The organism is Enterobacter sp. 18A13 (assembly GCF_007035975.1).
GTDB classification, from domain to species: domain Bacteria; phylum Pseudomonadota; class Gammaproteobacteria; order Enterobacterales; family Enterobacteriaceae; genus Enterobacter; species Enterobacter vonholyi.
Genome location: NZ_AP019634.1, coordinates 4,133,211 through 4,144,806, shown reverse-complemented (window position 1 = coordinate 4,144,806; position 11,596 = coordinate 4,133,211). Strand labels below are relative to the sequence as shown.

At 56.2% G+C, this 11,596-nt stretch carries 8 protein-coding genes; 3 read left to right on the top strand and 5 right to left on the bottom strand.

Features of this window, described 5'->3' with window-relative positions:
• Positions 1 to 26: 26 nt before the first annotated feature.
• From ahr to pepA, 5 genes are all read right to left on the bottom strand, one after another.
• Entirely contained in the window at positions 27 to 1,046 is a 1,020-nt protein-coding gene (gene ahr, locus FOY93_RS20010) for an NADPH-dependent aldehyde reductase Ahr (RefSeq protein ID WP_143345588.1), read from the bottom strand.
• An 83-nt stretch (positions 1,047 to 1,129) separates the two neighbouring features.
• Positions 1,130 to 1,633, bottom strand: a complete 504-nt coding sequence (locus FOY93_RS20005) for a GNAT family N-acetyltransferase (RefSeq protein ID WP_143345587.1) — start codon at positions 1,631 to 1,633, stop codon at positions 1,130 to 1,132.
• A gap of 123 nt (positions 1,634 to 1,756) precedes the next feature.
• Positions 1,757 to 4,612 (bottom strand): valine--tRNA ligase, encoded by a 2,856-nt coding sequence (locus tag FOY93_RS20000; protein ID WP_143345586.1) that lies wholly within the window; start codon positions 4,610 to 4,612, stop codon positions 1,757 to 1,759.
• A complete protein-coding gene (holC, locus tag FOY93_RS19995; RefSeq protein WP_008502815.1) occupies positions 4,612 to 5,055 on the bottom strand; it encodes a DNA polymerase III subunit chi in 444 nt (147 codons plus the stop codon). Before holC ends, FOY93_RS20000 begins: the two co-directional genes overlap by 1 nt.
• 86 nt (positions 5,056 to 5,141) lie before the next feature.
• Positions 5,142 to 6,653 (bottom strand): leucyl aminopeptidase, encoded by a 1,512-nt coding sequence (gene pepA, locus FOY93_RS19990; RefSeq protein ID WP_023309366.1) that lies wholly within the window; start codon positions 6,651 to 6,653, stop codon positions 5,142 to 5,144.
• Between the two features lie 266 nt (positions 6,654 to 6,919).
• Between pepA and lptF the strand changes: the two genes are divergently transcribed.
• From lptF to arcB, 3 genes are all read left to right on the top strand, one after another.
• Positions 6,920 to 8,020, top strand: a complete 1,101-nt coding sequence (gene lptF, locus FOY93_RS19985) for an LPS export ABC transporter permease LptF (RefSeq protein WP_047650945.1) — start codon at positions 6,920 to 6,922, stop codon at positions 8,018 to 8,020.
• A complete protein-coding gene (gene lptG, locus FOY93_RS19980; RefSeq protein ID WP_143345585.1) occupies positions 8,020 to 9,102 on the top strand; it encodes an LPS export ABC transporter permease LptG in 1,083 nt (360 codons plus the stop codon). The genes lptF and lptG overlap by 1 nt, the downstream gene beginning before the upstream one ends.
• 135 nt (positions 9,103 to 9,237) lie before the next feature.
• Positions 9,238 to 11,571, top strand: coding sequence for an aerobic respiration two-component sensor histidine kinase ArcB (gene arcB, locus FOY93_RS19975; RefSeq protein WP_111964978.1), 2,334 nt, complete (start codon positions 9,238 to 9,240; stop codon positions 11,569 to 11,571).
• The last annotated feature ends 25 nt before the right edge of the window (positions 11,572 to 11,596 follow it).

The following is an 11,596-nucleotide window of genomic DNA, read 5'->3' as shown; positions in this document are numbered from 1 at the left end:
CGAAGCCGCCACCCGGCAAACTCACATCAGAAATCCGCTTTCAGCACCACGCGGTAGCGGGCTTTACCGTCGCGCACGTGCTGGATCGCTTCGTTGATTTTCGACATTGGATACAGTTCGGTGGTCGGCGCCACTTTGGTGCGTCCGGCGAATTTCATCAGTTTGCGCAGCTCGTACGGCGTACCGGTAGCAGAACCGGATATGCTGCGATCCCCACCGATCAGGGTAAACGCCGGAACCGGCAGCGCCTTCATCACCGCACCCACGGTGTGGAAGTTACCGCCGTAGGCCAGCGCTTCAAAGTACGGCTGCCAGTCGAGATCCACGTTAACGGTGTTGATGATCAGATCAAACTGGCCCGCCAGCGCGTTCAGCGCCTGCGGATCGCGGCTATTCACCACTTTATCCGCCCCCATCGCCAGTACTTCTTTCTCTTTCGCCGGGTTCGAGCTGAACGCCGTGACTTCACAGCCCATCGCGTGCAGCAGCTTGATGGCGATATGGCCCAGTCCGCCAATACCGATGACGCCCACGCGGCTGGTGGCGGTGATATGGTGCATCAGCAGGGGCTTGAAGACGGTGATACCGCCGCACAGCAGCGGACCGGCGGATTCGATATCAATGCTCTCCGGCAGCGGGATCACCCATTGCCAGTCGGCGCGCAGCTTATCGGCAAAACCGCCTTTGTTCAGGATGGTAGGAACGGCGCCTTCGAGGCAGTTGATCTGATTTCCGCTGATACAGGCGTCGCAGTGACCACAGCTGCGTGCCGTCCAGCCAATGCCCACACGCTGGCCCACTTTCAGCCCTTTGTCCTGCGCGGCGCTACCGAGCGCCACGACGCGGCCAATGACTTCGTGTCCGGCAACCAGCGGATAGCTGGAGAAGCCCCATTCGTTGTCGATCATCGAGAGATCCGAGTGGCAGATCCCGCAGTAATCAACCTGTACTTCGACGTCTTCTGCTTTTAGTTCGCCCGCATCGTACTCGTACAGCTCAAGTTCTGCACCCGCCTGCGGTGCGGCGTAGCTTTTTATCTTCGACATCGTGTTTCCCTCGTTGTGGTGTGAACTGAGAGTGTAGAGCATTCAGTTTACAGCCGCTTAACAGAAGAGGGCAGGAACGAAAGTTACAGACTTTTCAGCATTCTGACTTCGCAGTCAACGTGACCGGTACAGCCCAGGGGCGCATCGATATGCTCAAAGCCCAGATGTTCATACAGGCCGATGGCCTCTTTGAGGAACGCGGTCGTTTCAAGGTAGCAGCGGTTGAAGCCCTGCTTGCGCGCATGATCCAGAGCAATCAGCGCCAGCTTTTTCGCCAGTCCTTGCCCACGCGCCGTTGGCAGAAAATACATTTTCTGCAGCTCGCAGATATCCGGCTCGCTGCAGCTGAGGGGCGCCACGCCGCCGCCTCCGACAACCTGGCCGTTCTGCTCGATTATCCAGTAGGCGTGCCCTGGCTGGCTGTAGAGCTGGTAAAGCGCGTCCAGGTTCGGGTCGGCAACCGTGTAGCCTTTGTCAGCCGTCAGGCCATATTCGGCAGAAACGGTGCGGATAACGGCGGCGATAGCCGGGTTATCCTGCTCAGCGATCCGGCGCATCGTCGTCGCGACGGGGGTAATCACGCTCATAGCATTACTCATTACAAAAATTGACACATAACTGCTGTTAATAGCACCGCAGAAAGGGGAGTGCAAGCGAGGAGTTTTCAGGAAGGTTACCCCTTACGCTCTGAAGCGTAAGGGGTAAAAGCATTACAGGGCAGCGATAACCGCCTGCTGCTCAATCAGCTTGGTCTTCGCATCGGCGAAGGCAACCAGACGCTCACGCTCTTTCGCGATGACCGCTTCCGGCGCGCGGGCGACAAAGCCTTCGTTAGCGAGCTTGCTTTCGATTTTGCCAATTTCCACGTCGACTTTCGCCACTTCTTTCGCCAGACGAGCCAGCTCGGCGTCTTTGTCGATCAGACCCGCCATCGGGATCAGCAGCTCGGCGCCGTCGATGATTTTGGTCACGGAAACCGGACCTTTGTCATCCGCAGGCAGCACGGTGATGCTTTCCAGACGCGCCATGGTTTTCAGGAAGGTGTTGTTCTCTGTGACGCGACGAACGGCAGCTTCGCTGCAGCCACGAAGCAGCAGCTCCAGCGGTTTGCCAGGGGCAATGTTCATTTCAGCACGGATGTTACGTACTGCAACGATCGCCTGCTTCAGCCACTCGGTATCCGCTGATGCCGCTTCATCCACTTTCGCCGCATCGAATTCCGGGAACGGCTGCAGCATGATGGTATCTGCGTTGATGCCAGCAATCACCTTCACGCGCTGCCAGATAGTCTCGGTGATGAATGGAATAACCGGGTGCGCCAGGCGCAGCAGGCCTTCCAGAACGGTAATCAGCGTGTTGCGCGTGCCGCGCAGTTCCGCTTCAGTGCCGCCGTTCATGACCGGCTTCGCCAGCTCCAGATACCAGTCGCAGAACTGGTTCCAGGTGAATTCATACAGGATGCCCGCCGCGATGTCGAAGCGGTAGCTGTCCAGCGCCTCGCGGAACGCTTTCACCGTCTGGTTGAATTCCGCCAGGATCCAGCGGTCAGCCAGAGACAGCGTCATTTCGCCGCCGTTGAAGCCACAATCCTGATCTTCGGTGTTCATCAGCACGAAGCGGCTGGCGTTCCACAGCTTGTTACAGAAGTTACGGTAACCTTCCAGACGCTTCATGTCCCAGTTGATGTCACGGCCGGTAGAGGCCAGTGCCGCCAGGGTGAAGCGCAGGGCGTCGGTACCGTGAGCCTCAATCCCGTTCGGGAACTGCTTCTCGGTGCGCTTGCGGATTTTCTCCGCCAGCTGCGGCTGCATCATGTTGCCGGTACGTTTTTCCAGCAGATCTTCCAGAGAGATACCGTCAACCATGTCCAGCGGGTCGATAACGTTCCCCTTGGACTTGGACATCTTCTGGCCTTCGTCGTCGCGGATCAGACCGGTCATGTAGACGGTATGGAACGGAACCTGTGGCTTGCCGTCTTCGTCTTTGATGAAGTGCATGGTCATCATGATCATGCGGGCAATCCAGAAGAAGATGATGTCGAAACCGGACACCATCACGCTGGTTGGATGGAACTGACGCAGCGCGTCGGTGTTCTCTGGCCAGCCGAGGGTGGAGAAGGTCCACAGCGCGGAGGAGAACCAGGTGTCCAGCACGTCTTCGTCCTGACGCAGCGCAACGTCTGCACTCAGGTTGTTTTCCTGACGCACTTCATCTTCGCTGCGGCCAACGTAGACGTTGCCTTCATTGTCGTACCATGCCGGGATACGGTGACCCCACCACAGCTGACGAGAGATACACCAGTCCTGAATATCGCGCATCCAGGAGAAGTACATGTTTTCGTACTGCTTCGGCACGAACTGAATGCTGCCGTTCTCAACCGCTTCCACAGCCGGTTTCGCCAGCACGTCGGCACGCACGTACCACTGGTCGGTCAGCATTGGCTCGATTACCACGCCACCACGGTCGCCGTACGGCACGGTCAGGTCGTGAGGCTTGATCTCTTCCAGCAGGCCCAGTGCGTCAACGGCTGCCACGATAGCTTTACGCGCGGCAAAACGTTCCAGCTTCTGGAACTCAGCCGGGATCTCGCTGGAATAAACGTCGGATTCGTTGCCTTTGGTGTCGTACACTTCTGCGCTTTCGCGGATATCGCCGTCGAAGGTCAGGATGTTGATCATCGGCAGGGCGTGACGACGACCCACTTCATAGTCGTTGAAGTCGTGCGCCGGGGTGATTTTCACGCAGCCGGTGCCTTTTTCCATGTCGGCGTGTTCGTCGCCCACAATCGGAATACGGCGGTTTACCAGCGGCAGCACCACGAATTTGCCGATCAAATCTTTATAACGCGGATCTTCCGGGTTAACGGCCACGCCGGTATCGCCCAGCAGAGTTTCCGGACGGGTGGTCGCGACCACCAGGTAATCTTTGCCGTCGGCGGTTTTTGCACCGTCGGCCAGCGGATAGCGGATGTGCCACATGGAGCCTTTAGACTCGCGGTTTTCCACTTCCAGGTCAGAAATTGCGGTGCGCAGTTTCGGATCCCAGTTTACCAGGCGTTTGCCGCGGTAAATCAGGTCTTCTTTATACAGGCGAACGAAGACTTCTTTAACGGCATTGGACAGGCCTTCATCCATGGTGAAGCGCTCGCGCTCCCAGTCTACGGAGTTGCCGAGACGACGCATCTGACGGGTAATGGTGCCGCCAGATTCCGCTTTCCACTGCCAGATTTTGTCGATAAAAGCGTCGCGACCGTAGTCGTGGCGGGTTTTTCCTTCTTCAGCGGCAATTTTACGCTCAACCACCATCTGGGTCGCGATACCCGCGTGGTCAGTCCCCGCCTGCCACAGGGTGTTTTTGCCCTGCATGCGCTGGTAACGGATCATGGTGTCCATGATGGTCTGCTGGAAAGCATGACCCATATGCAAACTGCCGGTGACGTTCGGCGGCGGGATCATGATGCAGAAGGACTCTTTGCTTTCGTCGCCGTTAGGCTTGAAATAGCCCTGCTGTTCCCAGTGCTCGTAAAGCGGCTGTTCGATATCGCGTGGGTTATATGTCTTTTCCATTATTTCCAGGTTGCCGTATTCAGGTTAAAACCAGCCAGGCGGTACGCTTTGTAGCGTTCGCGCGCCAGTTGTTTCAAAGATTCTTCGTAAGGGACAAAGTCTACCACTTCTGTGAAAGCGGTGGCAAAATCTGCAAAATCTATCCGCAGGCTAATCAGAATATCGCGCGCGCTACTGTTGCGCTTTTGCGGCCAGGCAATTTCAACCGGCGCCCCGCCGCGCGGACCTTCGCCTGACAGGTTATGCGGAACAAAACTCTCCGGCGGGCGGGCCCACAGCGCTTCATCGAGACGAATCGCCTGCTGCTCATCTTCACAGGCTATCAACACGCGTTTGCCTGCGCGCCAACGTTCTGCGGCAATTTCACACACCAGCTGTTCGACGGCGCTGAGGCCATCCTGATGGGTGTCGTTGTCCAGAAGGTAGAACGTTGCATTCTTCATATATGGGGCTTCTTGTGCTCACTTTAAATGCTTAAGCCGGGCGGCGGCTTCGCCTTACCCGGCCTACGGTTTACTGCCGTTTTGACTTACTCGTCGCCGTTAAAACCCGCACGATTGAGCAGGAACTGCGACAACAGCGCTACCGGGCGACCGGTTGCGCCTTTGGCCTTGCCGGAGCGCCACGCGGTGCCCGCGATATCCAGGTGCGCCCAGTTGTACTTGCGGGTGAAGCGCGCCAGGAAGCAGCCCGCGGTGATCGCCCCGCCAGGACGTCCGCCGATGTTCGCCATATCCGCAAAGTTAGACTCAAGCTGATCCTGATATTCGTCACCCAGCGGCAGACGCCATGCACGGTCCCCGGCCTGCTCTGACGCACCAATCAGCTCGTGCGCCAGCGGATTGTGGTTCGACATCAGGCCGGTAATGTGATGGCCCAGCGCAATCACACAGGCTCCGGTGAGCGTGGCGACGTCAATCACCGCTTCCGGCTCGAAGCGCTCAACGTAGGTCAACACGTCACAGAGTACCAGACGGCCTTCGGCGTCGGTATTCAGCACTTCAACGGTCTGGCCGGACATGGTGGTCAGAACGTCCCCCGGACGATAGGCGCGGCCGCCAGGCATATTTTCGCAACCCGCCAGAACGCCGATCACGTTGATAGGCAACTGAAGTTCCGCAACCATCCGCATCACGCCGTAAACCGCCGCCGCACCGCACATGTCGTACTTCATCTCATCCATGCCTTCGGCAGGCTTGATGGAGATACCGCCGGAGTCGAAGGTCAGGCCTTTACCGACGAGCACAATCGGGCGTGCGTCTTCGGACGGGTTGCCTTTGTACTCAATGACCGACATCAGGGATTCGTTTTGCGAGCCGTTACCGACCGCCAGATAAGAGTGCATCCCCAGCTCTTTCATCTGCTGTTCGCCGATGACGCGGGTAATGACGTTTTTGCTGTAGGCGTCGGCCAGCTGACGCGCCTGAGAAGCCAGGTACGCCGCGTTACAGATGTTCGGCGGCATGTTGCCGAGATCTTTAGCCGCTTTAATGCCGGCTGCAATGGCCAGACCGTGTTGAATAGCGCGTTCACCGCTGGTCAGTTCACGACGGGTTGGCACGTTAAAGACCATTTTACGCAGCGGACGACGCGGCTCGCTTTTATTGGTTTTCAGCTGATCGAAGCTGTACAGGCTCTCTTTTGCCGTTTCAACCGCCTGACGCACTTTCCAGTAGGTGTTACGCCCTTTGACGTGCAGCTCGGTCAGGAAGCAGACGGCTTCCATTGAGCCAGTATCATTCAGCGTATTGATTGTTTTCTGAATCACCTGCTTATACTGACGTTCATCCAGCTCGCGTTCTTTGCCGCAGCCAATCAGCAGAATACGCTCTGACAGTACGTTCGGAACATGGTGCAGTAACAGCGTCTGCCCAGGTTTGCCTTCCAGTTCGCCACGGCGCAGCAGGGCGCTAATATAGCCGTCACTGATTTTATCGAGTTGCTCGGCGATCGGGGAGAGTCGGCGTGGTTCAAAGACGCCCACAACGATGCAGGCACTCCGCTGTTTCTCCGGGCTACCGCTTTTTACACTGAACTCCATGCACTACGCTCCTGAATCTTAAAGACAACGGCGGCAGCTACGGATAGAATTGAAACCTTTCGTAACTCATGTCCGCTGTTGTGGTGACTTCGTGTTAATCTTACGTTACTACGGTTTCGACACGTCAGAAACAATCCTGAAGCGTGAATCCGCCGGATGTTTTAATCTTAGCGATGATTTCGACGACTCAAGAGAATAAATGACGTTTAAGCCATGAAACAAGCGATTTTCCAGCAAAGAGACGGGTTTTTACGGGCGTATTTAAAGTGATAATCATAAGATATCTGGTGCGGGAGACGCTCAAAAGCCAACTGGCGATCCTTTTCATCCTGCTGCTGATTTTTTTCTGTCAGAAGCTGGTTAAGATCCTCGGTGCGGCCGTTGACGGCGAAATTCCAACAAATCTGGTACTTTCCCTGCTTGGTTTAGGGATCCCGGAAATGGCGCAGCTTATCCTGCCGCTAAGTCTTTTCCTTGGCCTTCTCATGACGCTTGGGAAACTCTACACCGAGAGTGAAATCACGGTGATGCACGCCTGCGGCCTGAGCAAAGCGGTGCTGGTGAAAGCCGCCATGATACTGGCGCTGTTCACGGGGATCGTTGCGGCGGTGAATGTGATGTGGGCGGGCCCCATGTCTTCCCGCCATCAGGACGAAGTGCTGGCCGAAGCGAAAGCCAACCCCGGCATGGCGGCGTTAGCCCAGGGGCAGTTCCAGCAGGCAACCGACGGAAACTCCGTGCTGTTTATTGAGAGCGTTGACGGCAGTAAATTCAACGACGTCTTCCTTGCGCAGCTGCGTCCCAAAGGAAATGCGCGTCCTTCAGTGGTGGTTGCAGACTCCGGTCAGCTGGCTCAGCGCAAAGATGGTTCACAGGTCGTGACGCTGAACAAAGGTACCCGTTTTGAAGGCACCGCGATGCTGCGGGACTTCCGTATTACGGATTTCCAGAACTATCAGGCCATTATCGGCCATCAGACCGTGGCGCTCGATCCAACGGATACCGAGCAAATGGACATGCGTACCCTCTGGAATACCGATACTGACCGGGCGCGCGCTGAGTTCCACTGGCGTATCACGCTCGTCTTCACCGTTTTTATGATGGCGCTGATTGTCGTTCCGCTGAGCGTGGTGAACCCGCGTCAGGGACGCGTGCTATCTATGCTGCCGGCGATGCTGCTTTACCTGATCTATTTCCTGCTGCAAACCTCGATTCGTTCCAACGGCGCGAAGGGTAAGCTGGACCCTATGGTCTGGACATGGTTCGTCAACAGCCTGTACATCTTACTGGCGCTGGGGTTAAACCTGTGGGATACGGTGCCTGTGCGCCGTATACGTGCCCGATTCTCGCGTAAAGGAGCCATCTAATGCAGGCGTTTGGCGTTCTTGATCGCTATATCGGTAAAACCATTTTTACCACCATCATGATGACGTTGTTCATGCTGGTGTCGCTCTCCGGCATTATCAAATTTGTCGATCAGCTGAAAAAAGCCGGGCAGGGGAGCTATGACGCGCTGGGCGCGGGGATGTATACCCTGCTCAGCGTGCCGAAAGATGTGCAGATCTTCTTCCCGATGGCGGCCCTGCTGGGTGCGCTGCTGGGGCTGGGAATGCTGGCGCAGCGCAGCGAGCTGGTCGTAATGCAGGCCTCGGGTTTTACCCGCATGCAGGTTGCGCTGTCGGTGATGAAAACCGCAATCCCACTGGTGCTGTTGACCATGGCGATTGGCGAATGGGTTGCGCCTCAGGGTGAACAGATGGCGCGTAACTACCGTGCTCAGGCCATGTACGGTGGTTCACTGCTCTCGACTCAGCAAGGTTTATGGGCTAAAGACGGTAAAAACTTCGTCTACATCGAACGGGTGAAGGGGAATGATGAACTGGGCGGGGTGAGCATCTACGCTTTCGATGACCAGCGCCGTCTGCAGTCCGTTCGCCACGCCTCTTCGGCGAAATTTGACGCCGAACATAAGCAGTGGCGGTTGTCCCAGGTTGATGAATCCGACCTGACCGCTCCGAAACAGATTACGGGTTCTCAGACGGTAACCGGCACGTGGAAGACCAACCTGACGCCTGACAAGCTCGGTGTTGTTGCCTTGGATCCTGACGCGCTCTCTATCAGCGGTCTGCACAACTATGTGAAATATCTGAAGTCGAGCGGACAGGATGCGGGACGTTATCAGCTCAACATGTGGAGCAAAATCTTCCAGCCAATGTCCGTGGCGGTAATGATGCTGATGGCGCTGTCGTTTATCTTCGGTCCGTTGCGCAGCGTGCCGATGGGGGTTCGCGTCGTGACCGGCATCAGCTTCGGCTTTGTGTTCTACGTGCTCGATCAGATCTTCGGTCCGCTGACGCTGGTTTATGGCATTCCGCCGATAATTGGTGCGCTGTTGCCAAGCGCCAGCTTCCTCCTGATCAGCCTGTGGCTGATGTTGAAACGCTCCTGAATGACCTCTCCTCGCTTCCGGTTACCCGGGAGCGAGGCTAATCTCCTGTTTCATCCCGCACTTTTTCTCACAACCTTCAACGCCTCGCCCTGAATTTGAGTATTATTGAGCGATAACGTCGTGAAGGGATCCTCTATGAAGCAAATTCGAATGCTTGCCCAGTATTACGTCGACCTGATGATGAAGCTTGGGCTGGTGCGTTTCTCCATGCTGCTTGCGCTGGCGCTGGTCGTTCTGGCCATTGTCGTGCAAATGGCCGTTACTATGGTTCTGCATGGTCAGGTCGAGAGTATCGACGTCATCCGCTCCATCTTCTTTGGCTTGCTCATTACCCCCTGGGCGGTCTATTTCCTTTCCGTGGTGGTTGAACAGCTGGAAGAGTCCCGTCAGCGTTTGTCTAAGCTGGTCGATAAACTGGAAGAGATGCGTGAGCGCGACCTGAAGCTCAACGTCCAGCTCAAAGACAACATTGCGCAGCTGAATCAGGAGATCTCCGATCGTGAGAAGGCGGAAGCCGAACGTCAGGCCACGCTGGAGCAGCTGAAAATCGAAATGAAAGAGCGCGAGGTCACGCAGATCCAGCTTGAGCAGCAATCCTCTTTCCTGCGGTCGTTCCTCGATGCGTCGCCGGACCTGGTGTTTTACCGCAATGAAGATAAAGAGTTTTCCGGCTGTAACCGGGCGATGGAGTTACTCACCGGGAAAAGCGAGAAGCAGCTGATTCACCTGAAGCCGCAGGACGTTTACTCTGAAGAGGCGGCGGCCAAGGTCATGGAGACCGACGAAAAAGTCTTCCGTCATAACGTCTCGCTAACCTATGAACAGTGGCTGGATTACCCGGACGGACGCAAAGCCTGTTTTGAGATCCGTAAGGTGCCGTACTATGACCGCGTGGGGAAACGCCACGGCCTGATGGGCTTTGGCCGCGATATCACCGAGCGTAAGCGCTATCAGGATGCCCTGGAGCGCGCCAGTCGCGACAAGACCACCTTTATCTCCACCATCAGCCACGAGCTGCGCACGCCGCTTAACGGCATTGTCGGGCTGAGCCGTATTCTGCTGGATACCGACCTGACCGCAGAGCAGGAAAAATACCTCAAGACTATTCATGTCTCAGCGGTCACGCTGGGTAATATCTTCAACGATATTATTGATATGGATAAGATGGAGCGCCGTAAAGTTCAGCTTGATAATCAGCCTGTTGATTTCACCAGCTTCCTTGCCGATCTCGAAAACCTGTCTGGCCTGCAGGCGCAGCAGAAGGGACTGAGTTTTGTCATGGAGCCAACCCTGCCGCTGCCGCATAAAGTGGTGACTGACGGCACGCGTCTGCGCCAGATCCTGTGGAACCTTATCAGCAACGCGGTGAAATTTACCCAGAAGGGGCAGGTGGCGGTGCGCATACGCTATGACGAAGGAGATATGCTGCACTTCGAGGTGGAGGATTCCGGGATTGGTATTCCGCAGGAGGAGCAGGACAAAATCTTTGCCATGTACTACCAGGTGAAGGACAGCAACGGCGGAAAACCGGCGACCGGAACAGGTATTGGCCTGGCGGTCTCTAAACGTCTGGCGAAGAGCATGGGCGGCGATATCACCGTTGCCAGCCAGCCGGGCAAAGGGTCAACCTTCACGCTGACGGTCCATGCGCCGGCGGTGGCGGAAGAGGTAGAAGATACCTTCGAAAATGACGATATGCCGCTGCCTGCCCTGCACGTTCTGCTGGTGGAGGATATTGAGCTGAACGTGATTGTGGCTCGCTCGGTGCTGGAAAAACTGGGCAACAGCGTGGATGTCGCGATGACCGGTAAGGCCGCACTGGAGATGTTTAAACCGGGCGAATACGACCTTGTGCTGCTTGATATCCAGCTGCCGGATATGACCGGGCTGGATATCTCGCGTGAGCTGACGCGTCAGTACGCGGCCGACGAACTGCCGCCGCTGGTGGCGCTGACGGCGAACGTGCTAAAAGATAAAAAAGAGTATCTCGATGCCGGTATGGACGATGTACTCAGCAAGCCGCTGGCGGTGCCTGCTCTGACCGCCATGATTAAGAAGTTCTGGGATACTCGTGATGAAGAGGAGAGCACCATGACGTCTGTTGATAGCGCAAAAGCCCAAACGATACTCGATACCGCGATGCTGGAGCAGTATATCGATCTGGTAGGCCCGAAACTTATTACCGATGGTCTGGCGGTCTTCGAAAAAATGATGCCGGGCTATCTGAGCGTTCTTGAATCAAACCTGACGGCCCGGGACCAGAAAGGCATCGTCGAAGAAGGACATAAAATCAAAGGTGCCGCCGGCTCGGTCGGTTTGCGCCATCTTCAGCAACTGGGTCAACAGATTCAGTCGCCTGATTTACCTGCATGGGAAGATAACGTGGGTGATTGGGTTGAAGAGATGAAACAAGAGTGGCAAAACGATGTTGCGGTGCTTAAAGCCTGGGTCGACGCCAGAAAAAAATGACCCCGGCTTAACCGGGGTGCGCGAA

Bases quoted from the DNA above. Each gene is read 5' to 3' on its own strand.
- arcB (WP_111964978.1), top strand. From the start codon at position 9,238: ATGAAGCAAATTCGAATGCTTGCCCAGTATTACGTCGACCTGATGATG.
- FOY93_RS20005 (WP_143345587.1), bottom strand. From the start codon at position 1,633: ATGAGCGTGATTACCCCCGTCGCGACGACGATGCGCCGGATCGCTGAG.
- pepA (WP_023309366.1), bottom strand. From the start codon at position 6,653: ATGGAGTTCAGTGTAAAAAGCGGTAGCCCGGAGAAACAGCGGAGTGCC.
- lptG (WP_143345585.1), top strand. From the start codon at position 8,020: ATGCAGGCGTTTGGCGTTCTTGATCGCTATATCGGTAAAACCATTTTT.
- ahr (WP_143345588.1), bottom strand. From the start codon at position 1,046: ATGTCGAAGATAAAAAGCTACGCCGCACCGCAGGCGGGTGCAGAACTT.
- FOY93_RS20000 (WP_143345586.1), bottom strand. From the start codon at position 4,612: ATGGAAAAGACATATAACCCACGCGATATCGAACAGCCGCTTTACGAG.
- holC (WP_008502815.1), bottom strand. From the start codon at position 5,055: ATGAAGAATGCAACGTTCTACCTTCTGGACAACGACACCCATCAGGAT.